The 26,555-nt window shown below is 50.5% G+C and carries 30 protein-coding genes and 2 pseudogenes; 12 read left to right on the top strand and 20 right to left on the bottom strand.

All coding sequences use genetic code 11. From position 1 onward, the window contains the following. Window positions 1-363 carry an NAD(P)H-quinone oxidoreductase subunit 3 gene (locus SIB73_RS14015; protein ID WP_413404168.1) on the bottom strand — a complete coding sequence of 121 codons (363 nt, stop codon included), beginning with the start codon at window positions 361-363 and terminating at the stop codon, window positions 1-3. A 99-nt stretch (window positions 364-462) separates the two neighbouring features. Here SIB73_RS14015 and SIB73_RS14010 point away from each other — a divergent pair, with 99 nt between their 5' ends. From SIB73_RS14010 to SIB73_RS13985, 6 genes are all read left to right on the top strand, one after another. Further along, window positions 463-933 carry a rubredoxin gene (locus SIB73_RS14010; RefSeq protein ID WP_413404170.1) on the top strand — a complete coding sequence of 157 codons (471 nt, stop codon included), beginning with the start codon at window positions 463-465 and terminating at the stop codon, window positions 931-933. 57 nt (window positions 934-990) lie between these two features. Then, window positions 991-2,001 carry a photosynthesis system II assembly factor Ycf48 gene (locus SIB73_RS14005; protein ID WP_413404172.1) on the top strand — a complete coding sequence of 337 codons (1,011 nt, stop codon included), beginning with the start codon at window positions 991-993 and terminating at the stop codon, window positions 1,999-2,001. A 109-nt stretch (window positions 2,002-2,110) separates the two neighbouring features. Continuing rightward, a complete protein-coding gene (gene psbE / locus SIB73_RS14000) occupies window positions 2,111-2,359 on the top strand; it encodes a cytochrome b559 subunit alpha (protein ID WP_413404174.1) in 249 nt (82 codons plus the stop codon). 9 nt (window positions 2,360-2,368) lie between these two features. After that, on the top strand, window positions 2,369-2,506 hold the full coding sequence (psbF, locus tag SIB73_RS13995; protein ID WP_074160697.1) for a cytochrome b559 subunit beta: 138 nt from the start codon (window positions 2,369-2,371) through the stop codon (window positions 2,504-2,506). A 23-nt stretch (window positions 2,507-2,529) separates the two neighbouring features. Then, window positions 2,530-2,649 carry a photosystem II reaction center protein L gene (locus SIB73_RS13990; protein ID WP_066904825.1) on the top strand — a complete coding sequence of 40 codons (120 nt, stop codon included), beginning with the start codon at window positions 2,530-2,532 and terminating at the stop codon, window positions 2,647-2,649. Window positions 2,650-2,660: 11 nt separating this feature from the next. After that, on the top strand, window positions 2,661-2,861 hold the full coding sequence (locus SIB73_RS13985; RefSeq protein WP_413404175.1) for a photosystem II reaction center protein J: 201 nt from the start codon (window positions 2,661-2,663) through the stop codon (window positions 2,859-2,861). 229 nt (window positions 2,862-3,090) lie between these two features. Here SIB73_RS13985 and SIB73_RS13980 read toward each other — a convergent pair whose 3' ends face one another. Further along, window positions 3,091-3,336 carry a hypothetical protein gene (locus tag SIB73_RS13980; RefSeq protein ID WP_413439640.1) on the bottom strand — a complete coding sequence of 82 codons (246 nt, stop codon included), beginning with the start codon at window positions 3,334-3,336 and terminating at the stop codon, window positions 3,091-3,093. 18 nt (window positions 3,337-3,354) lie between these two features. Here SIB73_RS13980 and SIB73_RS13975 point away from each other — a divergent pair, with 18 nt between their 5' ends. Next, entirely contained in the window at window positions 3,355-3,516 is a 162-nt protein-coding gene (locus SIB73_RS13975; RefSeq protein ID WP_413404179.1) for a hypothetical protein, read from the top strand. A gap of 34 nt (window positions 3,517-3,550) precedes the next feature. On the opposite strand, the gene SIB73_RS13970 is transcribed toward SIB73_RS13975, so the two are convergent. Continuing rightward, window positions 3,551-4,006, bottom strand: coding sequence for a TA system VapC family ribonuclease toxin (locus SIB73_RS13970; protein WP_413404181.1), 456 nt, complete (start codon window positions 4,004-4,006; stop codon window positions 3,551-3,553). A 159-nt stretch (window positions 4,007-4,165) separates the two neighbouring features. On the opposite strand from SIB73_RS13970, the gene SIB73_RS13965 reads away from it, so the two are divergent. Next, window positions 4,166-4,402, top strand: a complete 237-nt coding sequence (locus SIB73_RS13965) for a type II toxin-antitoxin system PemK/MazF family toxin (RefSeq protein ID WP_413404182.1) — start codon at window positions 4,166-4,168, stop codon at window positions 4,400-4,402. Window positions 4,403-4,923: 521 nt separating this feature from the next. Here the strand turns inward: SIB73_RS13965 and SIB73_RS13960 are convergent. The 7 genes and pseudogenes from SIB73_RS13960 to SIB73_RS13930 form a co-directional block, all read right to left on the bottom strand. Further along, a pseudogene (locus SIB73_RS13960) lies at window positions 4,924-5,217 on the bottom strand (YdcF family protein); the annotation flags it as partial. Then, the gene (locus tag SIB73_RS13955; protein WP_413439801.1) at window positions 5,138-5,332 is read right to left on the bottom strand and encodes a hypothetical protein; all 195 of its coding nucleotides are present in this window, start codon (window positions 5,330-5,332) and stop codon (window positions 5,138-5,140) included. The gene SIB73_RS13955 and the pseudogene SIB73_RS13960, both read right to left, overlap by 80 nt. A gap of 15 nt (window positions 5,333-5,347) precedes the next feature. Then, on the bottom strand, window positions 5,348-5,503 hold the full coding sequence (locus tag SIB73_RS13950; RefSeq protein WP_413404184.1) for a hypothetical protein: 156 nt from the start codon (window positions 5,501-5,503) through the stop codon (window positions 5,348-5,350). A 30-nt stretch (window positions 5,504-5,533) separates the two neighbouring features. Then, window positions 5,534-6,556 (bottom strand): NAD-dependent epimerase, encoded by a 1,023-nt coding sequence (locus SIB73_RS13945; RefSeq protein WP_413404186.1) that lies wholly within the window; start codon window positions 6,554-6,556, stop codon window positions 5,534-5,536. Then, entirely contained in the window at window positions 6,553-7,995 is a 1,443-nt protein-coding gene (locus tag SIB73_RS13940) for a nucleotide sugar dehydrogenase (protein WP_413404188.1), read from the bottom strand. Before SIB73_RS13940 ends, SIB73_RS13945 begins: the two co-directional genes overlap by 4 nt. Window positions 7,996-8,105: 110 nt before the next feature. After that, window positions 8,106-8,462 carry a His/Gly/Thr/Pro-type tRNA ligase C-terminal domain-containing protein gene (locus SIB73_RS13935; protein WP_413404190.1) on the bottom strand — a complete coding sequence of 119 codons (357 nt, stop codon included), beginning with the start codon at window positions 8,460-8,462 and terminating at the stop codon, window positions 8,106-8,108. Between the two features lie 85 nt (window positions 8,463-8,547). Continuing rightward, the gene (locus tag SIB73_RS13930; protein ID WP_413439639.1) at window positions 8,548-10,302 is read right to left on the bottom strand and encodes an SLC13 family permease; all 1,755 of its coding nucleotides are present in this window, start codon (window positions 10,300-10,302) and stop codon (window positions 8,548-8,550) included. Window positions 10,303-10,369: 67 nt separating this feature from the next. Here SIB73_RS13930 and SIB73_RS13925 point away from each other — a divergent pair, with 67 nt between their 5' ends. The 4 genes from SIB73_RS13925 (at window position 10,370) to SIB73_RS13910 (ending at window position 12,643) form a co-directional block, all read left to right on the top strand. Further along, entirely contained in the window at window positions 10,370-10,534 is a 165-nt protein-coding gene (locus SIB73_RS13925; protein WP_413439638.1) for a hypothetical protein, read from the top strand. A 3-nt stretch (window positions 10,535-10,537) separates the two neighbouring features. After that, on the top strand, window positions 10,538-10,957 hold the full coding sequence (locus SIB73_RS13920) for a nucleotidyltransferase substrate binding protein (RefSeq protein ID WP_413439797.1): 420 nt from the start codon (window positions 10,538-10,540) through the stop codon (window positions 10,955-10,957). Between the two features lie 809 nt (window positions 10,958-11,766). Beyond that, window positions 11,767-11,988: a hypothetical protein gene (locus SIB73_RS13915; protein WP_413404195.1), complete on the top strand. Its 222-nt coding sequence runs from the start codon at window positions 11,767-11,769 to the stop codon at window positions 11,986-11,988. Window positions 11,989-12,112: 124 nt separating this feature from the next. Continuing rightward, on the top strand, window positions 12,113-12,643 hold the full coding sequence (locus SIB73_RS13910; protein WP_413404196.1) for an NUDIX domain-containing protein: 531 nt from the start codon (window positions 12,113-12,115) through the stop codon (window positions 12,641-12,643). On the opposite strand, the gene SIB73_RS13905 is transcribed toward SIB73_RS13910, so the two are convergent. The 10 genes and pseudogenes from SIB73_RS13905 to SIB73_RS13860 all read right to left on the bottom strand — a co-directional run bounded on the left by SIB73_RS13905 (window position 12,644) and on the right by SIB73_RS13860 (window position 25,249). Continuing rightward, window positions 12,644-13,366: a YdcF family protein gene (locus tag SIB73_RS13905; protein WP_413404198.1), complete on the bottom strand. Its 723-nt coding sequence runs from the start codon at window positions 13,364-13,366 to the stop codon at window positions 12,644-12,646. Then, complete coding sequence (locus SIB73_RS13900) at window positions 13,356-14,687, bottom strand: undecaprenyl-phosphate glucose phosphotransferase (RefSeq protein ID WP_413404199.1); 1,332 nt, start codon at window positions 14,685-14,687, stop codon at window positions 13,356-13,358. Before SIB73_RS13900 ends, SIB73_RS13905 begins: the two co-directional genes overlap by 11 nt. Before the next feature lie 111 nt (window positions 14,688-14,798). Then, a complete protein-coding gene (locus SIB73_RS13895; RefSeq protein WP_413404201.1) occupies window positions 14,799-16,034 on the bottom strand; it encodes a WcaI family glycosyltransferase in 1,236 nt (411 codons plus the stop codon). A gap of 704 nt (window positions 16,035-16,738) precedes the next feature. Then, window positions 16,739-16,954: a YdcF family protein gene (locus SIB73_RS13890; protein ID WP_413404205.1), complete on the bottom strand. Its 216-nt coding sequence runs from the start codon at window positions 16,952-16,954 to the stop codon at window positions 16,739-16,741. A gap of 1,515 nt (window positions 16,955-18,469) precedes the next feature. Beyond that, window positions 18,470-19,306, bottom strand: a complete 837-nt coding sequence (locus SIB73_RS13885) for a glycosyltransferase family 2 protein (RefSeq protein ID WP_413439637.1) — start codon at window positions 19,304-19,306, stop codon at window positions 18,470-18,472. A 773-nt stretch (window positions 19,307-20,079) separates the two neighbouring features. Then, window positions 20,080-21,020: pseudogene (locus tag SIB73_RS13880) on the bottom strand (GDP-mannose 4,6-dehydratase). A gap of 500 nt (window positions 21,021-21,520) precedes the next feature. Then, window positions 21,521-21,817, bottom strand: a complete 297-nt coding sequence (locus SIB73_RS13875; RefSeq protein ID WP_413439636.1) for a hypothetical protein — start codon at window positions 21,815-21,817, stop codon at window positions 21,521-21,523. A gap of 266 nt (window positions 21,818-22,083) precedes the next feature. Continuing rightward, window positions 22,084-23,256: a glycosyltransferase gene (locus SIB73_RS13870; RefSeq protein ID WP_413404208.1), complete on the bottom strand. Its 1,173-nt coding sequence runs from the start codon at window positions 23,254-23,256 to the stop codon at window positions 22,084-22,086. Between the two features lie 593 nt (window positions 23,257-23,849). Then, window positions 23,850-24,716, bottom strand: a complete 867-nt coding sequence (locus tag SIB73_RS13865) for an NAD-dependent epimerase/dehydratase family protein (protein ID WP_413404209.1) — start codon at window positions 24,714-24,716, stop codon at window positions 23,850-23,852. Further along, complete coding sequence (locus tag SIB73_RS13860) at window positions 24,716-25,249, bottom strand: dTDP-4-dehydrorhamnose 3,5-epimerase family protein (RefSeq protein ID WP_413404211.1); 534 nt, start codon at window positions 25,247-25,249, stop codon at window positions 24,716-24,718. Before SIB73_RS13860 ends, SIB73_RS13865 begins: the two co-directional genes overlap by 1 nt. Window positions 25,250-26,555 lie beyond the last annotated feature (1,306 nt).

The raw sequence follows: 26,555 nt of genomic DNA, 5'->3' as shown, positions 1-26,555 counted from the left end.
TCAGCTCCACTCCAGGGCGCCCTTGCGCCAGGCATAGGCCAAAGCCACCACGAGGATGGCAATGAAGACCAGCGCTTCTATGAAAGCCAAAATACCTAGCCGGTGGAATGCAACGGCCCAGGGATAGAGGAAAACCGTCTCCACATCAAAGATCACGAAGACGAGCGCGAACATGTAATAGCGGATGTTGAACTGAATCCAGGCTCCGCCGATCGGCTCCATGCCGGATTCATAGGTGAGCTCTCGCTCACCAACCTGGCTGCGCGGTGCCACCAGCTTGTTGGTCACCAAGGCCAGCACAGGCACAGCTCCCGCTATCAGCAAGAAGCCGAGGAAGGCGTCATAACCCTGGAGCACAAACATCTGTGCGGATCCAATCTGCGGCTCAGTCTGGCATTTGCAACCTCTGCCTGACGCTTCTTCAGTTGACGTCGATAGAGTGGTCTCCCATGTCTGTCAGCGGTGAGCGACGAACAACAAGCGCCGCAGGATCCTGCGGGTCAAATCACCGCTGATTCAGATCTGCAACAGGGGTCTGAATCGGGGGCTTCCCCAGATGAAGCGGTTGAGGCGAAGGTCCGCGCCCCGGAAAAAACTCTGGCTGAGCAGGCGAGCGATCCACTCACACACCGTTTCGAGTGCAGGAGCTGCGGATTCGTCTATGACCCCGAAGAAGGTGTCAAGAAGTTGCGGATCGAATCGGGAACTGCTTTTCAACAGCTAGACGCATTCACATTTCGCTGTCCGGTCTGCCGCAGCAGAGTTGGCGCGTTCCGAGATATCGGACCACGATCGAAAGCCAGCGGTTTCGAAGAGAATCTCGATTTCGGTCTGGGCGTCAATCGACTGACTCCTGGCCAGAAAAATGTGCTGATCTTTGGCAGCCTGGCTTTGGGATTCGCATTTTTCCTTTCGCTGTATTCACTGCGCTAAGTCTTGACGCACTGAATCTTGCGCATTTCTCCAAGCCTGCCTTTATCTCGATCCGGCATGAATTCTCTGATTAAATCCCTTGCACAGCTGGCACTCGTGGTCTGCATCGGCTTCGGGCTCGCTGGTTGCGTGACCACCAAAGTTCCGACCGCGACCACCAGCCCCTGGCAGGTGATCAATCTCAACACCCAGGCCAATCCGCTGGATATCGCATTTACCAGTGCTGACCATGGCTTCCTGGTGGGCAGTAACCGCCTGATTCTGGAGACCAACGATGGTGGCGCAAGCTGGAACGAGCGCAGCCTGGATCTGCCGGAGGAAGAGAACTTCCGCCTGATCAGCATTGCTTTTGATGCTGATGACGGCTGGATCGCCGGACAGCCTGGCTTGCTGATGCACACCACTGACGGGGGCCAGAACTGGACGCGGTTGTTCTTGGACACCAAGTTGCCAGGCGAGCCCTACCTGATCACTGCCCTCGGGCCGAACAATGCGGAGCTGGCCACCAATGTGGGAGCTGTTTACCGAACTAGTGATGGTGGTGGCAGCTGGGACGCCGAAGTGAGTGATGCAGCAGGTGCAACCCGTGACCTGCGCCGCAGTCCTGATGGTGCCTACGTCAGCGTGAGCAGCCTGGGCAACTTCTACGCCACCTGGGATCCAGGACAGCCGGTCTGGCAGGTTCACCAGCGTGTGAGCAGTCAAAGGCTGCAGAGCATTGGCTACCAGCCCAATGGAAAACTGTGGATGGTGGCTCGAGGAGCTCAGATTCGCTTCAACGAGGATGCTGCCGACAACGAAAGCTGGAGCAAACCGATCATCCCCATCACCAACGGCTATGGCTATCTGGACATGGCTTGGTCTGACGACGGAGCGATCTGGGCCAGCGGCGGCAACGGAACCCTGCTGGTTAGCCGCGATGAGGGCAACAGCTGGGAACGTGATCCTGAAAGCATTCAGGCTCCAACAAATTTCACTCGTTTTGTTTTCGACGACACTGATCGCCAACAGCACGCGTTTCTGTTGGGTGAGCGGGGTCTGATGCTGCGCTGGTCAGCGCTGACTTGACAGCTATTGAGAACTCGTAGCGAACAACGCTCTGTAACCAACTAGCTGGGGTGAGGCGCAGTAACCGGACTCATGCCATTAGGATAATTAAGCTCTTACACCCGAAGTCATGGCCGGCGGCTCAACGGGCGAACGCCCGTTTTTCGAGATCATCACCAGCATCCGCTATTGGGTGATCCACGCAATCACCCTGCCTTCGATCTTCTTGGCCGGGTTTTTGTTTGTGTCTACAGGCCTTGCCTATGACGCCTTCGGAACTCCTCGCCCTGACTCGTATTACCAAGCCAGCGAGAGTAAAGCTCCCGTTGTTGATCAGCGCTTCGAGGGTAAGTCGAGCCTCGACTCACGGCTGAAATAAGAATTTTTCATGACTCAAACACCCACCTCTTCCAAGCCACGCGTTTATCCGATCTTCACCGTGCGCTGGCTCGCGTTGCACACCCTGGGAGTCCCCGCGGTGTTTTTTATCGGCGCTTTGGCCGCCATGCAATTCATTCGCCGCTGATTCCCCACCAGTTCTGAGACATCATGGAGCGCAACAAAAACCCCAATACCCTGCCGGTTGAACTCAACCGAACCAGTCTTTATCTGGGTCTTCTGTTTGTGTTCGTCACAGGCATTCTGTTTTCCAGCTATTTCTTTAACTGAGGATTCAAACCATGAGCGGTAAGAAATCCGGTCTCCCTGACGGCCGTATACCTGATCGACTTCCTGACGGCACTCCTGCAGTCAAGTGGCGCTCACGCTGGACAGAAGGAACCTTGCCTCTTTGGCTTGTCGCCACTGCAGGCGGTATGGCTGCAATCTTTGTTGTCGGATTGTTCTTTTATGGTTCCTACACCGGTGTTGGCTCGGCTTGAATAGTTTCGTCGTTTCATTTAAAAATTCCGGGTACATACCCGGTTTTTTTGTGGGGTTTTTCCAGCCTATACAAGCGTTTCATAATTGATCGACCGTATCAACTTTGATCGCAGAAGAAATGCAATTCATGATGCAATTTCTGCATCGTCGCCGGCATACGATTGGTGAGCTAGTGAGTCTCTGATGGTTCTTTTTGTCCAGAAGCAAGCCGACTCAAAGGTGTCAAGTTCAACCAAACGCAATCGCCGCCCCAGGAAGCGGCAACTCTTTTGTCCCGCGCACCCTGAGCAACTCATCGAAGGCAATGGCAGGAAGTATTACCTGCATCTCTTGCAGCCAGGTCAATTGCAAGAGCGAGGCATTCCAGCTAAACGCGCCCAGCTGATAATCAACGCCTATCCGGTTCTGGTGCTCAGCAATGAGTGGTTGGAGGAGTTGTATTGCCCCAAATGCGGGAGCTTGCACTGGTGCCATGTGATCAAGCACGACCAAGTGAATCACACCGTGCGCTGGGCTCCAAGAGACTTATGGGGACAGGTTGCGCATGTTGACCCTGTCGTGGCCAACCCCACAGCAAGCGAGTATTCGCGCAGAGAAGCCGGGCGACACCGCCAGAAACGGGAGGATGGCAAGCGCTATTACGACCGCTGCTGAATCCACAACTTCCTGGACAAGAGCACCGATTACTTCAAGAGGACTCTGGTTGGATGAGCTGTAAAACCGCCGTCCCTCCGCGAACCGATCGAGGTCTCAGTCGTTGATCAAAGCTGATCAGCACTCCTTCGTGATGAACCGCCAGAGCAAGCAGATAGGTGTCCGTGATTTGACCATGATGCAGGAGCTCATCTGACAAAAACAGATCAGCCTCATTCCAGGAGAGCGAATCAGGCCAAAACACATGGGCCGGATGGGCCAGCAGTTCTTGGAGTAGCGGCATCAAAACCGCTGGACTGCCTGGACTGTTGGGGTAGCGAGGGTTGCCAAGAATTCTCAGCAATGCACTCTGCGTCAACGGACAAGACGCCCAACCGTCGGCACCATGAGCCTGAAACCAAGCATGGGCTGGTTGATGGTGAACATGCTGAGGATCGATCAATGCGATCAGCACGTTGACATCAAGCAGAGCAATCCGTTCTGCAATCAAGCGTCTTGATCACGAAGCTGATTGACTAACTCAAGATCAACGACTCCACCAGTTGCCTTCAGAGGCAGATGCCATTGCCCATTATTTATCCCGCTTTGACGGAGACGAGGAGGCCAAGCGCCAATCCAACTTGATATCGGCCTACAGCAGCACTCAGCAATGGTCCGAACCAATCCCCGACTGGGACGACTGGACAGCATGAGTGCTCTGCAAATCCAAAGAGGTCATGTCATCACCGTGGCCAGCCCAGGTGCCTATTCCGGCAAACCCAGACCAGCGGTTGTTGTACAGGCAAATCGTTGGCTCTGGGGCCATCCCAGCGTCACGCTGTGTCCACTCACCAGCACCCTGATCGAGACCCTTTGGTGCGCATCATGGTTGAGCCCAGCGCCATAAATGGCCTACGCAAACGATCCCAGCTCATGGTCGACAAGCTCTTCACGGTTCCAATCGACGACATCGGCAGCTCGATTGGCTATATGGAGACAACCGTGATGGACGAGCTGAAGCTGGCTTTCAGAGACTGGCTTGGTCTCCATTAAGGACGCTCGTCGCGAAGAGCTCATCAGCCAGCTCCCTAGCCATCCACTCCAGGCGCTGAGAAGAACCCAAGCCAAAGCGTTGGCGAATCTCAGCCGGGAGCATGGTCTAGCTACGCGAGCTGACCATGCACCTGAACATCCAGCAAACCTGATTCCTGCCAGCGGAAATATCCAAGCGTGTAGCGAAGAGCTACCAGGCCTTGTAAACCAGTCTCCCAAGCAACCCATGCAAAGCTCGGAAACTGCCATCAAGAGCCTCAGTGGTTTGAAGCCACTGGGTGGGTCCCGCAAAATCGGTCCTGCCCATTGGCCACGGGCGTGAAAATCCACCGGGAATGGCACCAAGTTCAGCCCCTGACGCTCTAACAAGCGTTGGGCTCTGCGCATGTGGAACGCGCTGGTGACCAGAAGAATGCGTGGGGTCGTGGTTGAACGATCAGAGCCATTCAACAGCTGACGAATCGCAACGGCTTCCTGGGCTGTATTGACAACGGGCGGCGTGCTTTGCATCGCCGCAGCGGGGATACCCAGCTGCTCAGCCTCCTCCAAATAAAGCTGCCCCTCTGGTGGCTGGCCGGGGCGAAACGGACTAGCACCGCCGGTGAACAGCAAGCGGTGCTTTGCCCTGCCGATACAGATCAAGCCCAGCGAGGAATCGATCCGGGTCATGCCACTCGCTGACTTTCGCAGCGCCCGGAGCCGGGTGACGCCCGCCACTGAGCACGACAATCGCGTCAGCAGATGATGCATCGGCTGCCGATTGGCGTTGCCAAGGGTTCTCCAACCAGCGCCAGAGTGCCTAGCTCACCAACCCCAGCGAACAAATCCAGAGCAATACAACAGCCTTGATCACTTGCCAGCGCCAGCGACCGATCAAGCCCACAGACAGCATGACCAGACTCAGGTCAAGAGGCAACACAAAAAGAGGCAGAATTTTGCTCAGCCAATAGGCCATAGAAAACCTTCAGCCCAGTGATCATGCCACTCAGACGCCGTAAAACTCCCGGTACCAAGCTGTAAAGCGATCAACACCCTCTTCGATCGAGGTGCTGGGACGGAACCCAACCCATTTCTCCAAAGCCTGCGTGTCTGCAGCAGTCGCCACCACATCACCAGGCTGCATCGGCTGAAAATCATTGATCGCTTCTTTGCCCAGCGCCTGCTCTAACACCTCAATGAAGCGCAGTAGTTCTATGGGTTGGCTATTACCGATGTTGAACAGGCGATGCGGCACAGCAGCCGTTGCCGGATCGGGCTGAAGCGGATCGAATTCGGGATTGGCGGTTGCTGGTTTGTCGCAGCAGCGCAGTACGCCTTCGACGATGTCGTTGATGTAGGTGAAATCACGCTGCATCTTGCCGTGGTTGAACACCTTGATCGGCTCACCAGCCAGAATCGCCTTAGCAAAAAGCATCGGTGCCATATCCGGCCGGCCCCAGGGGCCATAAACCGTAAAAAAGCGCAGACCGGTTGCCGGGAGGCCATAGAGATGGCTGTAGGTGTGGGCCATCAGCTCGTTGGCTTTCTTGCTGGCGGCGTACAGACTCACCGGATGATTCACCGGCTGACGCTCATGGAACGGCAGGTTGCGATTACCGCCATAAACAGAACTGCTTGAGGCGTAAACCAGGTTGTCCACATCGTGATGACGACAGCCTTCAAGGATGTGGCCAAAACCCACCAGATTGCTCTGGATGTAGGCCGCTGGGTTCTCCAACGAGTAGCGAACGCCCGCTTGCGCTGCCAGGTTGACCACCACCCGGGGTTGCTCTGCAGCAAACAGAGCCATCAACGCTTCACAATCCTCCAGCGCTAGCTCTTCAAACCGCCAGGCATCCGCAATAGCTGCCTGCTCAATTCGTGCAAGGCGGGCGCGTTTGAGCTTGGGGTCGTAGTAGTTGTTCAGGTTATCGATACCAACGACCCGTTCGCCGCGTTCCAGCAAGCGCAAGCTGAGGGCTGCGCCAATGAAGCCAGCAGCACCGGTGACCAGAATGGGGCGCTTCATGGCTGGCCTTCACCCACACGCCAGAGATTCAAACCAGCGGCCTGCACCTCAGCCGGTGTGACCACCGATCGGGCATCAAACACCCAGGCGGGCTGACGCATCAATGGCGCCAGTGACGACCAATCGAGCTCTTGGTATTGACTCCACCCCGTGAGGATGAGCACGGCATCAGCTCCCTTCAACGCCGAGGCGATGTCGCCAGTGGGCCACCAGGTGCCCTCACCGCTGAGTGCAGCTCGCGTAGGGCCGGACTCGGAATCCGGTGCGGTGCTGGCGGGCAAGTTCAGATCGCGAGCGATTTGATCGGGATCCACCTTGGGATCATGGATGGCGAGCTGAGCACCCTCTTCAAGAAGGTCTTTGGCAATGCGGATGGCCGGGGCTTCACGGGTGTCGTTGGTGTCTGCTTTGAAAGCAAAACCAAAAATGGCCAGGCGTTTGCCTGTGACGGTACCAAACAGCTTCTGCACCACCGTGCGAGCAATGCGGTGCTGCTGCCAACTGTTCAGTTGCACCACCGATTCCCAGTAGTTGGCCACCTCAGGAAGCCCAAAATGCCTACAGAGATACACAAGATTGAGGATGTCTTTCTGAAAGCAACTGCCACCAAAGCCAGGACCGGCCTGCAGAAATTTCGAACCAATGCGGCTATCAGTGCCGATCGCCCGGGCCACCTCACGCACATCAGCGCCCGTGGCTTCACAAAGGGCCGCAACAGAATTGATCGAACTGATCCTTTGGGCCAGAAAAGCATTGGCCGTGAGCTTGGAGAGCTCGCTGCTCCATAGGTTGGTGCGCAGAATGCGCTCTTGCGGAACCCATTGGCCATACACCGATGCCAAGGCATCGATGGCCTCAGGATGTTCGCCCCCGATCAGCACCCGATCCGGCGACTCAAGATCAGGGATCGCGGTACCTTCCGCCAGAAACTCAGGATTGGAAAGAACCGCGAAACTGCATCGGGAACCCTCAGAGGATTGCTCCGCAGCAGAGAGGATGGCCTTCACGGCTTCTGCGGTGCGAACCGGCAGGGTGCTCTTCTCCACCACAATCGTATGGCCCGTTGCCGATTGAGCCACCTGACGGGCACATGCTTCCACCCAGCGCAGATCGCTGGCCTGCCCGGCACCAAGCCCTTTGGTTTTGGTGGGTGTGTTCACCGAGATGAACACCATGTCTGCAGCGGCGATCGCATCATCCACAGCCGTTGAGAAATGCAGGTTGCGACCTCGCGCACGCCCCACCACGGCATCCAGGCCTGGTTCGTACACCGGCAACTTGCCCAGATCGCTGTGATTCCAGGCATCAATACGGGTCTGATTGAGATCAACGACGGTGACCTGAACGTCTGGGCAGCGATCGGCGATGACCGCCATGGTGGGTCCGCCTACGTAGCCAGCACCTATGCAGCAGATCGAATGAATAGAAGCATCAGACATTAAGTTTTTGGACCTTAGCCATCAAATGCAGGAAGGTTATCGCTGATCACAACGAGCGAACCGCATCTAAATATTGGTCTGGAGGATGGACACTGCTGCATCCGGATCATTCAGCACCAAACAACTCTCCTCGCCCTCGGCCAACAACGGCTTAAGACGCAACTGACCGGCTTCAGCTTCCTCATCCCCATCACCGCAGCCCAGGCAGAGCCACTGCGATCGGCTCGCTTGAACTGCTTGCCAAAGGCAGTACCGGAACCATCCAATTCAACGAACAGACCAGCAGGCCGCAACTGCCTGGCTGAGGCCAAAGCCAGATTTTCCGCTTGCTCGACGCGGTTGAACAGATACAGATGCGGAACAGGCATTGCCGTCAGCCGGGCCGCTGCTCCATAAGGGTTAGCCGCTCCCTCCAGCACCAGCCTCTCCATCCCCAGTGCACAAATCTCTGCAGCAGTTGGTGGCATGCCGAGCTGTTGCACCAATCAGTGGTAGCGACCGCCTCCGCATCACTGCGAGCGCTGCTCACCCCACCGCCGGAGTTGACGAAGTTTATGATAAATTAAGCAATAGTATTGGGACCATCAGGGTGTAGGCCAGCGAGAGGGGCCAACCAAAGCGGAAAAAATCCAAGAAGCGATAGCGGCCAGGGGCAAATACCATCAAGTTGGTTTGATAGCCAATCGGCGAGAGAAAACTCTGGCTGGCAGCAAACACCACAGCGGTGGCAAACAACATCGGCTGCTGCTCCAAGCCGGTGGCCACAGCAGCAGCGATCGGTAAAACCAGGGCTACGGCAGCCGCATTGCTGAGCAGTTCAGTGGCCACCAGGGTGATCGCATAGATCACCAGCAAGGCTCCAAAAGCGGAGCTGTGTTGGAGCAACGTGAGCAGGCTGGAGGCCGCCTGATCAGCAAGCCCCGTTTTCTGCAGGGCCACACTGAAGCTGTACAAACCACCCAGCAGCAGATACAAATCCCAGCGAATCGAACGCAGAGCCGTTCCGGCATCCAGGCAGTTGCCGATCACCAACACCGCAACTCCCAAGAGCACAGCGGCGACAAGAGGCATGACCTTGAAGCCGGCCAGCAGCAGTACAGCCAGCATCACGCTGATCGCCAGGCCCTTGCGGTGGGTGGAGGGCAGATCATCGTCGAGCTGGTCGAGCACCACCAGATCGCTTGCTTGCTGCAGGCCGCGCAAAGCATCAAGTGGAGCCTGCAGCAGCAGCATGTCTCCCTCTCGAAGCACCACCGATCCCAAGCGATCGAGCAGGGTGCTGTTAGCACGATTCACTGCCAGAACAGTCGCATTAAAACGCTGGCGAAAGCGCAGCTCACGCAGCGTGGTGCCGGCGAGCAAAGAGCCGGCCGGCACCACGACTTCGGCATGGCGGATATGGGGCAACTCATCGGCGAGAAGGGTGCCGGCTAGATCGACCATCCGGTCTTGCTGCAAACGCAACAGCTCCTGGCGGCTGCAGCGCAACAGCAAGCGATCAGACGCTTGCAAACGCAACTGCGCCAGAGGAGGCTGAAGTCGTTGCCCATCGCGATGCACATCGAGCACATCCACATCAAATCGACGTTGCAGCCTGCTTGCATACAGGGTGACGCCGCACAGCGGCGAAAGGGTTGGGATCACCACCTCGGTGAGGTACCCATCTCGGCTCAAGGCCTGAAGATTGTCATCCCTTTGATCACCGCGATCGGGCAAGAAGCGACCAGCAATCACCAGATAGCAGGCACCGATCAGCCATACCGGAATACCGATCGCAGTGAATGAAAACAGCCCATAGGAGCCATAGCCCAGGCGCGTCACCAGATCACTGGCGAGCAAGCTTGTGGACGTGCCAATCAGGGTGATCGTGCCGCCAATCAGAGTGGCAAAGGACAAGGGCATCAACACTCGCGAGGGGCTGATCCCACGGCGTTGACACCAACCCTGCACCACCGGCAGCAAGATCGCCACAATCGGAGTGTTGGGAATGAACCCGGAGATCGGAGCCACCACAAATCCCAACACCAGCATCAACTGGCTGGGATTACGGATCCGGGGGGAGGCCAGCAATTCCCGCAACCGATCCAAGGCTCCGCTGTGGAGCAAGCCATTGGAGAGCACAAACAAACCCACCAAGGTGATCAAGGCAGGACTGCCGAAACCAGCGAGGGCTTCCGTTGGCGTGAGCACGCCTGTGGCCATCAGCAAGCCTGCAGCCAACAAGGCAACCAGTTCCGGTGCAAGCCAACCGCCAACGAAACATGCGATTGCCAGCACCAGTAACAACAAGGTGATCAGAGCGCTCAAGACGTCCTCACCGACATCAGCGTCGAACATCTCGACGGGGCAAGGAGAACGAAATTCTGCATACGAGATGAGAGCGTATCCAATGGATCAAAGCAAGCAGCTCATGCACAGACAAGGCTCGTTGTCAGGCCTGTCCGACCCCATCGTTGCCTCTCTATGTGCAGTGAATGCATTGGCTTCCATGGCAGACGCTGATGTGCGCTGGTTGCAGCGTCTTGAGAATGACGAATGAGCACTGGCTACCCTCAAATTAGCGCCTACACTTACAAACAGCCGCCCACTCAGCGAGCTGAAGCAGCAGGGCTTGATTCAAGCCTTTGAATTCACCAACAAACTCAGCTGGCTTCTGTTGAAAGACTTCCTGGTTGATCAAGGTGTCAGAGGCATCAGCGACTCCCGAGATGCCGTTCGGGAAGTAGTAGCGAAAGACCTATTGCCTGCCGGCAAAGAACGCAACTGGATGGCAATGATCCCCAGCCGCAACCTCAAAAGCCACACCAACAGCCCCGGTTTTGCAGACGAAATCTCAAACTTGATCTCCACTAAAACCAATATGAACTCGAGAGTCTGCAGCAGGAACTGCGCCGCCGGGCCGATCAAAGCTGATTATCCCCTGCATTCCGCAATGCCGATAGCCAAAAGCTCCTCAAGCTGATCAGCACTCACCAAAGTGTGGAAAAAAATCATGCTCTATATGAACTTGGAGCTGCTCACGATGACCATCTGTTGCCATGGAAAATCGATCTCCAATGTGGCACTTGATTGCCCATGAAGGACTTTCTGGGGATCGAGCTAAGCAATCCGTTCGGACAGCAAACCGCTGCATCGCGAAATAGCATTTATGGAACAGGCGTATGGCTTCGCTAAAAATAATGAGAGAGGTTCTCAGCCAACGTACTGCTACTTCCAAAGACTTTGAACAGGCCATCCTCAACCATACCCAGCCTGGCGGCCCTTCGCATTCAACGTCATGCTCAGTAGCTACGTAATCTGAGTCTTTTCTTGCGCCAATTGGTTCTGTCAAGCGCAGAGCTACTCGATCAGATTTACCTGTTTGGCTCGCGTCGATTGGGATAGCCTGTCCGATACAGATTTTATTGTGGCCGCCAGTAAACGTCTGATCTACAGTTAGTTAGATTAATTGAGAATAATTGAGATTAATTGTTTGAGCATGGTGTTGCAGACGACATGATTGGTCTCGACAGTGAGGACTGGGCTCAGTTGCCTGAGAGCGATTCGGCGATCTGGCGCAATGCTGCCAAGGTCGCCATCCCGCGGCTGGCGGAGATTCCATGAAAGCCGGGCCGATGCATAGCTGCGCCAAGCCCAGAACGACCTTGAGCATGCTCAGTTGGCGAAAAACAACGGTTTTTTTGCCCAAGCTTGTTTTAAGCTTCACAGGTAGCTGGGAAAAGCTTGAAAAGTGCATTGCTGGAATAGGGGCTGGAGCCGCCCTAGACGCACGTGCTTAACGACCTGGTGGAACGGCTACAACAGACAGGTCTGGAAACTCAGAAATTAGAAGAACTGCCGCTGAGGAGACTCAGCCGCAAGGTGATCCAATCCAGCTACCCGATGGATGTCACCCTGCCCTTTGAATTGTTCGACCCAGATGAAACTGATCAAGCCCTGACCACGGCACAAGAAGTAAAGACCATTCTCAAAGCGTTGGATCAAAAGGGCTGAATGCTGAAGCAGGGTGAACAGCTTGAAGACAATAAGATGAAACTGAAGCAATCTTGCTGACAGAGTCACTTTTGATCATGAGCCTTCCGTTGAACATCACCATATCTGGCACTGCAAGAAGCCAATGTTCACCAAGCATCGACTGAAATATATAGCCCGCCGATTGCACCTACTGCAGATAGCCTCATGGACCTATGAGCTCTACCGGCTGATCCGCAAACCCAATACCCATGGAAGTCTCGTTGCGATCTGGCTGAGCAACCAATTGCTAATGGTGCAAACCAGCTACCGAAGAGGCTACGGCTTACCGGGCGGAGGTATTCAAGCTGGAGAAAGTGCAAAGGATGCCGCTGTACGTGAACTTCATGAAGAACTGGGACTTGCGATCGAAAGCAACTGGTTGCAGGATCCATGGACCATCTCAGAAAGACAACCGGGTGGGCTCAACACAGTGACGATCTTTACCTTGCTGTGGGATCAACACCTAATCAATTCAATTCATGCAGGAAGTCGACCACCGATAGAAATTGATCAGCTGGAAATCATTGCCACAACTTGGATGAGCAGAGAACAAGCGCTGGATCAACATCTTCCAAACCACTTGCGCCAATATCTGGAGGACTATGAAGTTAAGCCCAAAACTCTTCAGTTGTGATCACATACGTCCCTGCAATCGATAAAGGAGCGTGCCAGCGGTTTCACGCAACGCCAGGCGATTGCGGGTGCGGCTATTGAGCTGTGGAGAAATAGCCATGGGCATAACTTTAAGCCCCTGACCGGCAAAGGCATGGGCAGCACGGGGAAGTTGCCAGGGGTCGGTAATCAATAGCACCGGTGCCTCTGGATGGTTTCTTTGGAGCCAAGCATTAGTGCGCGTGGCGTTTTGCCAGGTGGTTCGGGCGCAGGAATCACCAGCTACACGCTCCGCTGGTGCACCAAGTTTCACAACCCGCTGAGCCGTCGAAAGGCGATCACCAGACACATAAACGGCCTCCACCTTGTGATCGTTCAAAAGTTGGGCAGCCTTCCTGGAAGTTGCCCTACCAATTTTCGCTCCACGACCCAATAACACTGCAACAGGCCGAGGTGCATCCTCAGCACGCTCAAACGTCTGTGGCAGCTGGGATGAAAGCCAGACGCTGAGCCATTGGGTGGCCAGTGGAGAATAAATAATATTCACCGACAGAACCGCACTGATCACAATCAACGAGCGATTCAACCAAGACAATCGAATCGACAGCACAACAGTTAACGCTGTAATTAACAGGCCAGCGAATAATGAAAGCAGCCAAGGAGTGAAGAGCACATAGAGCAAAGACTCGCGCCAACTGAACCAAACCAAGGAAACTGGTTTGCAATCGATCCATTCAATAGGCATTTCCTGAGCGAAGACGCAGGAAGGTTTTGATCAAGATCTTGATATCGAGCTTGAGGCTCCAGTCACGTTGATAGGCCAAATCAGCATAAATGCGATTTTCCATGTCAGAAAGGTTACGCGTTTCGCCCCGCCAGCCACTCACTTGAGCCAAACCGGTAATCCCAGGCTTGTAGGCATGACGCTGCATGTAGCCAGGAATCACTTTGCGGTATAGCTCGTTGTGTTGCACAGCATGGGGCCTTGGCCCGACAAGGCTCATATCTCCTTTTAAGACATTAAAAATTTGAGGGAGTTCATCTAAACTCCATTTTCTAAGAAACGATCCAACAGGCGTGATGCGCGGATCATCAGCCGTGGCCTGCTTCACCACTTGCTGATCGGCAGTGTCGAGCACACGCATGCTGCGAAATTTGAAACATTTGAACCGCTTTCCATCAAGGCCATAACGATCCTGCATGTAAAAGACAGGGCCTGGACTTGAAAGCTTCACAGCAATCGCAATCACCAGGAGCAACGGAGCAATCAAGACCACGCCGATGCCAGTGAGAAAAAGATCAAAACTGCGCTTCAGTTGGCGGTCAAGCAGACTTCGCTCACTTCCCCAGAGATCAATGCAGGGCTGTGTGCCGATGCTGTCGACCGTGAAGCGCATCGTGGGATGCGCCCAGTGCGGTGCATAAACAATCGGGATGGAACAATCTCCAAATAATTGAATCATCTGATCCATCCCCAGGCCATCACGGGTGACGTGACTAAACACCAGGCGGTCAACATCGCGGATTTTCAACCAATCACGTAGCTCTCGCAAGCCACCAGAACAGCTGGGCAGATTCTGCGAGTGTTGATCCGGGCGCATTGGTACTGGCGAAAACCAAGCAATAATCTGATATCCCATCCATGTGTTGCTGGCGATCTGCTCAGCAAAAGTCTCAGCCGCATCAGGGAGACCCCAATAGACAATTGTGCGGCTGTTGCCTCCCTGACTTCGATGCCATCGCAACCACTTGCGCAGCAGCACGTGATTGGAAATTAACCATAAATAACCACTTAAGGCCCAGAGGCTGCTACTGAGACGCGAAAACGATGCCGAACTCTTGCTGAGGAAAGCTGCTGTTAGCAGAAGACTCAGCACAAACAACCAGGAGGTGGTAATCCGACGGATCAGCGCTCGCAGACTGCGGTGGCGATAGCTGGTATAAAGCCCGGCACGAGAAAGAATCAAGAGCACCGTCAGAGGCACCAGAACCCAGAAAGGCAACCAGGCATAACTTCCACCCCCCTTACCCCCTGAGTCAAACCATAGAAACAGCAGCGTGAGCACGAGGGGATCGAGCAGACGCTGCAGGCGGGCAATGTCCTGGCCATGAAGGCGTAACAAACCTCCCCAGGGTGAGAGCTTCAAGGAATTGGAGCTTTGATGGAGCAAAACTATTCAACCGTGCAAAGCGAAAAGCTGCTGTTCAAAACGCTGCAGAACGGCATCTTTGCTAAAATGGCTAGTGGCGAGCTGACGGGCTAACTCGCCGCATTGAGCCCGCAGCTCGGCGCTTTCGATCAACTCATGCAAGGCATCCGCAAAGGCTGCGGCATCGCCGGGTGGCACACAGCGCCCGGCGTTGCCGGCTAGCAAGGACAATTCACTGCCCTCAGGTGAACTGGCCACAAGGGGGCGACCGCTGGCGAGGATGCCAAGCAATTTGGAGGGGAGAACAAGATCAGCGGCGCCGGCTTTCTGAGGAAGCAGATGGATATCAGCAGCATTAAGCCAGTCGTCCATCCTTTCTGCTGGCTGCAGGGGCAGGTGGCGGACCTGGGGCAGACCGGCGGTGGCATGGATGAGCTCTTCCTTGGTAGGACCTTCGCCAGCTAGGAGCCACACCAGGTTGGGCTGAGCGCTGAGTCGTTGGATCACCTCAGCGAGCATCTCCAGGCCCTGCTTCTTGTTCATCGAGCCCGAATAGAGGAGCACGATTTGATCAGGGGTGATGCCGAACTCACGTCGGTAGGAGTTCTCCTGGCGAGCAGATCCCAGCTGCGGGCAGATCGCGTCGAGATCGACCCAGTTGGGCAACAGCAAACTGCGGGAAGGAACCACACCTTTGGTGCCCAGCTTTTGCACCATGGCGGTGCTGATGCTGCTCACACGATCAAAGCTGCGCAGTGTGCGGCGCTCCCAGGTTTCTGCCAAGGAACGGAGCAGCCGGCCCTTAAGAAGGCCAAGCTCAAAGGCAGCATCGAGCTCGAAATCCTGGATGTGAAGCCAAGTGAGCGTACGACTGCCGCAGAGGCGCCCAAGCCAAAGAGCAGCGGAGGCACAGAAGAAAGCTGGCGCCACGGTGATCACCACATCAGGCCGGCTACGACGTTGCAACAGCAAGGGCCCAAGGCTGGAAAACGCAAAGCTGGCGAGATGCAGCAAGCGCTTGAGCCCGCTGGGCTGGCGTGGCACCCAGAGAGGGCAGCGTCGCACCCGAACCCCTTCACGCAGCTCCAGGCTAAAACGGTTGTGATGGCCTGCTGCTATGTGCCAGGCCGGGAAATAGGGCGGCGCTGTGATCACACGCACGCTGTGGCCACGGGCCGCTAACCAGCGGGCGAGTTCACCGCTGTATTTACCGATGCCAACCGGTTCCGGCGCGTAATTAAGGCCATAAAGAAGGATGTTCAAAGCAACAGACAAAAGACAATGAAAATGACAACCAGGCGGGGAAATCCCATGAGGATTGAAAACAAGATCACCAAGTACGGTTGCTGTATGAATTTCAGCAGAAGGACGTTAGCCGGAGGATCATTGCAGCTTGCGGCTATGAGGACGAGGAATCTCCTGTGGAGGACAGGGAATTTGAGCCAGACACCTGCTCGCTGCGAACGAGCCTGGACTCGGCTGCAAGCATGCGATCAAAAGGGTCGCGATGGAGCTGGCAATCAAGCGCCCCGTACGCAAGGCATGCTGGATGGCAATAGAAGAGGATCTAAAATCTATCAGCGACGAATTCGGATTTTTTATCACAGCCTCGCTAATCACCAGCTCTCAGTTTTGGCTGCAAACTCAACCAACAAATTTGGGCTGGCTGTGCACGCTGCCTGAGCACTCAACCCTCACAGAAGAAGAGGCCATGTTGAGCTCCAATTAACCACCTCATAACAGAGGTGAGGCTGCTGGCTGTTACGAACTGAGCGAACTCAGGTCATCAGCCGGGATTAGCCGAGATGAAGCACTCAAGCATCACATGCCCGGCCACCTTCGCCACTACCTCGAAACCAATGGATCCAAATAAATGGCTCTTGAACCTCCTTACATTCGCCTCGGCAGGCGATAGAGGAACATGCCAGCCGTTTCATGCAAGGCCAAGCGGTTGCATTCATTACGGCTCAAGCACGGAGACACCGCCAGGGGCAGCACGCGAAGCCCTGATGGGCAAAGGCATGGGCGGCCCGGGGCAGTTGCCAGGGATCAGTGATTAACAGCACCGGTGCACCAGGATGATTTGTCTGCAGCCAAGTCTTGGTAAGAGTGGCGTTTTCCCAGGTGGTGAGAGCGCAGGAATCGCGGGCAACTAAACCTGCTGGGCCCTCCGCATCCACCATCGCTGGGCTGTTGAGAGGGCATCACCAGACACATAAACGGCCTAGACCATTTGTTGCTTCAAGAGGCGCACCGCCTCTAGTGAGGTGGCCTTGGCGATCTTTGGTCCTCGCCCTACCAACACGGACATAAGTTGAGGTGCGTTCCCAATGCGCTCAACCGGCGCAGGTAACTGTTAAGTAAGAAAGCTGCAGAAGAATTCAATTGGGGAATTCAGTCGCCGAAGGCGAATAGATGACATTCACTAGCAGCACCCACTTATTACAAACATATTGACTTCACCAACGCAACGGCAGAGGCAGCACCACAAGCAAAACGGCAACCAAGGCCCCAGCAACAAAGACAACAGCCAGGGCGTGAACAACATATGAAACAACGTCCCCCGCAAGCCGAACCAGGCCAACGAATCAGACCGGCAAATGGTCCATTTAATAGTTATTGCCCGAGCGCAGACGAAGAAACGTTTTAATTAAGGACTTTGATGTCAATTTTGAGCTTCCAGTCACACTGATAGCGGAGATCGGCATTTTAACCTTGGGCCACAATTGAAAGATTGCGGGTGTGACCGCTCCAGCCACTCGCCTGGGCCTAATAGGTAATCCCTGACTTAGAGGCATGCTGCTGCATATACTCGGAATCAGCTTGCGACAAAGCTCATTATGTTGCCTGATTCCAATCCAGAGTCATCTCTCCACGCAAAACATTAAACAGTTAAGGAAATTCATCCAGGCTCCAAAATCTTAGCAACCTTCCCAACTGAGTAATGCGCAGATCATTGAGACGTGGCCTGCTTTACTTCATCTTGATCTGCCGAATCGTACACACGCATGCCGCAGAACTTCAAGCACTTGAAGCATTTGCTATCTAAGCAACAAGGGAGCAACTCAGATCTGTTGAGGGGAACATACTTGGATTGAAGAAGCTGCAGCGTGGAGGCGCTTATGCTGCTGATCCCTTCGAAACAACGAAGGATGCTGCTCTCAGGTCTCCGGTAGAGGACGCAGCCATTTACCTTTAAGCATGTCCAGATCAAAGGTAGTATCGAGCTCAAAATCCTGAACGTAGAGTCAGGTGATGAAGCACAAACCATAAAGACGACCATATAGCAGCGCTCCTGGAGCACAAAAACGCTGCTGACAAAGTACCACCACATCCATATTCCAGCGAGGAGAAGCTAACAAGAGATCAAAATTAGACAAAGCAAAACTGGCTAGATGCAAACAGGTTAGTAATACCACTGAGACTGCTTAGTAACCAAAGGGGGCAACAGCTCATGCGTACGCATTGAAGCTCTACAACTGTGTAAAGTTGCTGTGCTGGCTATTCACTCGCCACTGAGGTAAAAGGAGAATGCCGTAACCAAACACACGCAATGACTGTTCTCGGCAAACCAGCGAGACAATTACCCCAAGAATTAACCAATGCCAGCTTGTCAAGGAGAATAATTGAAATAGTAGAGAAGAGTTTTCATCGTTTCACTGAAAACCTCGAAACACACAAAGCTTTCAAAATAAAACTCAACGGAGTCTATTGGTCTCCAATTCCTTTAGACGACAAGCTATCTGAGTAAAATATCCAGCTTTTAGCATGGCGAACGCAAAACCAACCGAACCATCTCTCCATCCACCCATCAAAAAATAGCTTCCTAAAAAATAAATAAAACCACCAAACTTTGAGGATAGTAGACTGTATTTAAAGCGCTGCTTCTGGCTCCAAGGATGATTACTTAAAGAAGAAGAAGAAGAGCGCGCCACATGCATGCGATTAGCTTCCCATGCTGCATATTCATTATGCTTGCGCATATAACTATCAATACCACGCAGATCTCGATGATCAATTCGGCTTCTGATTAAACCCACAGAGCCGTTCAGAATGGGATGTTCATGCACTTCCATATCACATTGAGACCAACGATCTTCATCAATTCGCTCATATTCAATCTCTCCAACACGGAATAACGCCATCTTACGAAGGGGGTATCCGCCGCGAAGACGGCGACCCAGGAAGTAATTGGAGTAACTGAGGAGAAAACCCTGGTGACGGGTATCTGACAAAGCAGCAGCGATCTCCTTCTTGACCGCAGGGGACAGTATCTCATCAGCATCTAGAAACAACACCCATTTCGTTCTTGGAGTGTGGTAGCGCAGGAACCAATTGCGTTTCTTAGGAAAATAGCCATCCCACTCAAAGTCAATCAATTGAGCACCATGAGAACGAGCCACCTCTGCTGTGGCATCAGTGCTGCCTGAATCAATCACAAAGATGCTTTGAGCAAAATCAACACCTATAGCCTGAAGGCACATAGGAAGATTTTTCTCTTCGTTTCGAACTGGGACCGCAACTGTCAAATCCAATTTCATAGAGTCAAAACAATCGGCAAATAGTATAGATTGCAATCAAATTAAGATGCAAAACTAAATATTTTAAAAACTTAAAAAGCGCAAAGACAAATCAGAGGTTATTAAAAACAAGGCATTACCAAGACTCAATAATAGCACTATTAAATAGCAATGATAACCCTCTTCACACATTCCCGTAAAAACCACCAAAGCGTCTTTGCTATATGACAGGGCAGTAGATTTATACCATTCAAAAAGATTTAACGCTTCAGCAAGACCTTAGCACTGAATAAAAAGCAAACATACTGGCGCAAAAACTAAAGCACTAACCATCAAGAAAACAATAATGCAAAAAGAAAATCAGTGACAATTGAAAGTCAAGCAAAGCAACACAACAACGCTGAAAATTGCAATATAAATTGCAATTTTCAGCTGCATCATCACCCTTCGAAAAACTCGTCCAAAGGCGATCAATCGAACAAAAACTTGATGGCGATCTATCCAAAAATTGCATAACAAAGCCTGCGAAATCAAACGGAACAAACTCAACTTTACCTTTAACAGATATTTCAGATAAATAAAAGTTTTCCGAAACAAAAAATCATCAACGCAGAATGCCACACGCCAGCATTAAAATACTATAACCGGCAAATTTAGTCAAACAAAATTCAATACATTGCAAAAGCTTAAAGCAAGGCAAAATATTAAATTGATAGAGAAAAGAAGTATTTAAATAGGATGCCTAAGCCAAAACAAACGCAATCAAAAGTTAAATTTATTCCAAATCTTCAGGTATTCAACAGTTTTTTGAAATAAGCAATTGTGGGCTCGAGACCTTGCTCAAGCTCCACCGCAGGTGTCCAACCCAACTCCTTCTTTGCAAGATCGATGACAGGTTGTCATTATAGGGGATCATCCTGCGGCGGCGGTTTGCAGATCAACTCCAATTTTGGATTGATCATCTCCCGCACCATTTCATCCAGCTGACTAACCTTGAATTCCGTTGGGTTACCAATATCAACAGGTCCAGTGTGTGATCCATTCATCAAACGAATCATCCCCTCGATAAGATTCACAAAACAGAAGCTGCACGTCTGGCTGCCATCGCCATAAAGAGTGAGCGACTATCCCTTGAGCGCCTGCACGATGAAGTTGCTCACGACACGGCCATCTTCAGGAAGCGTGCGCGGGCAGTAAGTGATGAAAATACGCATGACCCTGATTTCGAGGTTGTGCACACTTTAGTAATAGAAACAGAGTGTCTCGGCGATGCGCTTGCCTTCGTCGTAGCAGCTGCGAATACCGATGGGGTTCACGAAACCCCGATAACTCTCGGGCTGGGGATGCACCTCGGGATCTCCATACACCTCACTGGTGCTGGCCAACAACAGCCTTGCCCCAACCTGTCATGCTAGGCCCAGCATGTCGTAAATACCATTGAAGCTCGTTTTCGCCGTTTTTACCGGGTTGAATTGGTAGTGCACAGGGGAAGCTGGACAAGCCAGATGCCAGATCTGGTCCACCTCGAACTTAATTGGCTCTATTACGTCATGGCGGGACGATTCAAAACGTGGATGGTCCGTCCACTGCACAATATCTATCTTACAGACCGTGAAGTAAATAGCCATGCATATCACCTCTTCTCCGAAATCCATCAAGCGATCGCAGAGATGAGAGCCCAAAAGCCTACACCACCAGTCACCAAATTGCGAACAAGAGAAGCAAGCATTAAGGGTTCAAAGATGAGGGGGAAAGAACAACGGGAACGGGAACGGGAACGGGTACAGTCACCTAATCGCCATCATTCGAAAAGACTGCACGACAAACATTCATATTAAATTAACGCTGAGAATAACAACTGTTATTTCAATGGCTGGATGTGCAAATCGATAACAAAACAAGCATTCATACCCAAACACTGGCAACAAAGAAAAACCTATACCGCGAAATATACATCATTGAACTAAAGACCAAGGAGGATGGATTTGCAAACACCAAAAGCGGGCGAAAAACGGAAGTCAAACTATATTGGTCAACAAAAAACACAAAAAGCACTAAAAGCATGGAACACAATTTTAACATCGATAATTAGAGCCACCATGCGCGCAATAAGAACATAAACATTAAAATATAAAATATCATAATAGGTTGACCGCCAGAGTTTAGAGCTTAGATAATCGTTATGACTGAGTAAGTGACATGACCAAAGAAATATCAGCTCTAAATTAACTAACAGGATTTGGATCTTGGATGATCACGCGGTTTCAAACATTTAGCAGGATTTCCTGCACAAACAAACCATGGAGGCTGGGACCTAGTAACAACAGACCTTGCACCTATCACAGCTCCTTCGCCGATACGAACACCGGGAGCTACAAATGATTCTGCACAGATCCATACATCCGAATCTATCAAAATAGGCTCAGCAAAGAGTTGAAAAGACTCTTGAGTGTAATCATGGGAACCTGAACAAAGATGAACACCCTGAGAAACAACGGCTCTTTCTCCTAACTGAATCAAAGCCATTGAATAACACTTAACGTCTGGTCCAAGACATGAATTCGCAGCCATAACTAAGTTCCATGGAGCCCAGATTTTGGCACTACTGTATACATGACAACTGAAATGAACTTTAGCGCCAAAGCGCCGAAGCAGCCAACATCTCCAAACATGAGCTGGAGGCGGGGTTGGACGAAAAAAGAGTAACCAAACAAACTGCCAAATTAATCTGGCCAAACGGTTACGGAAATTAAAACTGGGACCTTCGAAGGTATTGACCTTAGCGAGGATCATCAAATTGTACGAGCTTGTACTGCTGCTTCCAACACAGAGAGAAGATTTTTTGCCGAAGATGCGAAATCAAAGCGTTCAGAAAAAAGCTGTAGAGCCCGTTGGGACATCTTCAATTTAGCAATGGATGACATTGCTAACCACTTCTGAAGAGCCTCTTTTGTACCAGAAGTCTGATCAACAAAAACGATGCCTGCACCAGCATTAGCGACATCGTTGGAAATATTAACCGGCTCTGCTATCGCAACTGGTAGACCGCATGCTAATGCTTCAGCCACAACAATTCCAAAATTTTCCTGATGAGAGGGGAGGCAAAACAGCTCGGCACAGCGAAAGGCACCCCACTTAAGCTCGCCGCTGAGCATGCCGGGCCAGGTAATGCGATCAGAAATTCCAAGCTCAACCGACCGATTCTGCAGTTGAGCTTTCATATTCAACTGATCTGGGCCTGCGATTAGGAGATGAAGTGATGCATCCATTGAAGACACCTGTGCAAATGCCTCTATCAACAAATCAACACCTTTTTTGGGATGAATCCTACTTAGGAAAAGAAAGATGCGTTTATCTGTCAGTTCTGGAAATCGCTGTATGAAGACCAATTTTTGACGATCAACTTCGGGCGGCGGAGCAGATGTTCCGTAATTGACAACCGCCTCATTTGCACGATACAACCAAAATGATTGACGCGCTAAATCCCTCTCCTGCTCGGTAGTGAACAGGACACCCTTAGCATCACGAAGTACTCGGTAGTCGGCCCAAGGCCAATAAACCCACTTTTTTAGATGTTTAATTGGATAAGTTCGTTTAAACCAAGGGTCGAGCATTCCATGCGTATAAACAAAGTAAGGAATGTTACTTTGCCTAAGAGCACGCCAAGTGGCAAAAGAATGATACTGCCAAAGGCCATGGATAATAACAACATCGTGATCCTCAGCAAGAGCACGTATCTTCCCTGGCAGTCCACGACAGTACCCATAACCTCCAATTACAGGACCTAAACCAATTGCCTGAAAACTATGAGCTTTAAGAAAAACTGAATCGGGCTTATCGAGACTCAACACAGTTGTTTGAACGCCAAGACGTAATAAGTGTGGTGTAATCTGACGAATACCCTCTGATGGACCTCCACATTCAGGGTTAATAGAACTAATAACACGAAGAATCCTGAGCGACATACCTAATTCAAAAAATAAAAATCATTGATACTTACAAGCTGAAAAACAAAAGCAATTTCCAAGTTTAGGACAACCTTTAGTTTCCATACTTGAATGGTAGGCGGCGCAAAATTTCAGAAGGCAAACATGCGGCACATCGTAATTAAAGATAAAAAAAATTGATTTATAATGCTGAGTAAAAAACTTAGATACTTTAAAAGTTAACGCGGCAGTGTAAGATTTAACATACTCGCCAAAAACTAAACAAAATTGCTTTATGCTGTTAAGGCGTGAGATTGATTAAGAATTTGCGAAAGGGACAACGATTCAACTTATACCACTCCAGCAAAAATTATAAAAATCTATGCAATCACAACCAAAAACTTATCTGGATCCGAAACAATAGGCGAAATAACACATCCTTTCACAAACTTAAAACGAGAAACAAAGGGGAAAGGAAGATAAAAATCGTGTATCAAGAAATTACGCCACAAGCTTCGTTCGCAATAAAAGCAATAAGTGCATCTTGATTTAGACATACAATAATCAAACCACTTTAACAATACAAACCAACGAAAACTGACATGCTACTTATTAATCATGGCATTCAATTCTTAGTTATAACTTGGACTTGAAAGCTTAAGGATTTTGTCACCAGGTACATAGCGCATCACCTCGCCGGGACGATAGGGAACCTGACCAAAAATTAATTCACCACAAGCATTCCATTGTTCCCAACAACGCTGTGCGAAGGAGCGAATACTAGTCGGGTCACCAGTACTCAGATTGAATACTTGAACATCAGAAGCAGAAGTATCATTAATACTCGCACGATTTAGAAAGGTTAGTGCGACATTTTCAACTGGCATAAAATCACGAATCTGTTCCCCTTCTGTCATAGGAAAATCTGAGCCAGACAAAGCAGCTCTCTTCAATGAAGGCCAAAACCTCGTATCTAATTCTCCTTCACCGTACGCGTGAAATACTCGCAAAATTTCGAGATTCACTTTGTGCTCCTTAGCCCATTGCAGCAAAGCGATCGAAGCCGCGGCTTTTGATGCAGAATAACTGTTAGTTGGTTCCAAGGGAGCATTAGTTGGAATGGCATCAAACCGTTCACCGCTACTACCGTATTCAAAACAACTTCCAGCAACCACAAAACGCCTAATACCAGCCAAACGTGCTTGCTCAAAAAGAGTCAAAACAGCATTAAGATTCCAACGTAAACAATTAGCTAGATTATCGTAAGGAACATTGCCAGTATGTGCTGACAAGTGAACCAGTACATCGCTTCCTTGCAGTTCCTGTGAAGTTACCTCATCCATTTGGCATTCAAACCAGTCAGGGGATGCAAGCAAAGGAATACGAGGTTTGCTATTAGGGCTACGCCTCAGAGCATAAATACTATGTCCAGCGATAAGAGCCTGATTAATAAAGTGCGACCCAATAAATCCGGTACCTCCGGTTAAACAAATCCTCATTAAAGCTCCTGAATTTTTGGATGGCAGCGATCCCGATCAGATGTAAGTGGTTGATCTATAGGCCAATCAAAGGCAATTGAATCCCAACACACACCTCGATCAAGAGACGAACAATGCACTGTAGACGTGGAATAAAGCATCCAACTGTCGTCTCCAGTTGTTAAAAAGCCATGGGCATAGCCTTTGCCAATCAATAAAGCCATATTATTGAATTCAGAAAGCTCAACAGATACCGGCTGATTAAAGTGGGCACTTTGGGGGCGAACATCAACCACAACATCCAGCACTTTTCCTTTGATACAGCTCACTAATTTATCATGAGCTGCTTCACCAACTTGAAAATGCATGCCACGCAACACATTAACCGTTGAGCGCGTTAAAAATGATTCCGCAGGCTTGAAGTTGATGCCTTGATCCATTAACGCATCATAATGAAACAACTTTATGAAATCACCGCGATGATCTTTAAAGCAGGGGAGTTGCAATAAAAAGACATCAGGCAACAACTTTTCGAGAACAGTAATTTTTGACATTAAAGTAAGTTCGATAGCAATGAATTTCTGTTAACCATAAGCGAAGAGCAATAGCTAAACGGTTACAAGTCCCACCTTGATATATAAATTTTTTATTAATGATAATTTAATAGTCATGCCAATGGTCAGCCTTTAATTATTTTAAACGATTGACTGGAATGACTAAATAAATCAAACACAAGAAAGCTTAAAGCATTAAACCCTTTTTATACGGCATAAAAATTGAAAACGGAAAAAGACTTTGGCAAAGGCGTACCATGCACGAAATATCGTCTACTTCTGCAATATAAACGCTATCAACAACAGCATCTACATACAATGCCTAATTTCCAAGCCACAAAAAACAAATGTCAACAACCAATAGGTAACAAACATTTATTAATAGGCATTATCGACTTTGAGGCAAGCAGAAAAAACAGATTAGCAACTAATCGACATAAAAAACTACGAACAATCTTATCTTGCATAGGACCACAAATCGTGCAGCAATTTGTCAATTGTCAATTCAGTTATCAGGAAATTCATTGAATAACCGTATTAACAATACTAGATTAGTTTCAAAAAAAGGGGGGGGAGGGAAGGGTGAGAATAACCAAAACAGATTTGATCAAAAGATCAAAAAAGCCGTAATAAATCAATAACTGCAAACTTGCCAATAGTCATGAGGAGCAACACGACAGTCATGTGTAAAACAATGACCAAGCGAAAACATTATTAAGCAATCTATGCCTACTGCATTTCTTGACACTTCAGCAAAACATGTGTAGGAGTAAATAAAACATATTGGCCGTAAACAGTTAAGAGTCCATCACAATGAATCTCTGGCAACATTTATTAACTCGAGTTAATCCATCTTGGGATGAAAATACATCGTCTAAGAAAAGCATTCAATTACCATAAATTTAGAAATCATTATGAATTCAGGTTTTTCCCAGATACTACACGTCAACTAAACCCTTGACCTCACTGGAATACTAAAGCCTCAGAAGCTACGATAATCGTGGCACATTGTCGCATTTAAACGAAAAAAATTAGGGATTTCAGGCTATATGATTTAAAAATTTGAGCTCGAGCAATCTTTCGATTTCAAAGATCCATTTATAAAAATTTTTTGACTTGACCTACGGATATCGACGAACAATGAGAGAAGTTTCAATAGGGATCACAAAGTCACAATTGAAGAAATTATATGCAAAAAAATATTGAGCACAAAGTGAATAAAACTGCAATTGGCAAGTTAATCTACGGTTATTTAACCTTTTGAGCTTGACCATCGTGCTAATTATTATCAAAGCTGGCAGATCAA

The organism is Synechococcus sp. MIT S9509 (assembly GCF_047303035.1).
In the GTDB taxonomy this organism is placed as follows: Bacteria; Cyanobacteriota; Cyanobacteriia; order PCC-6307; family Cyanobiaceae; genus Synechococcus_C.
The sequence above is the reverse complement of the archived record's forward strand: the minus strand, read 5'-3'. Positions and strand labels throughout refer to the sequence as shown.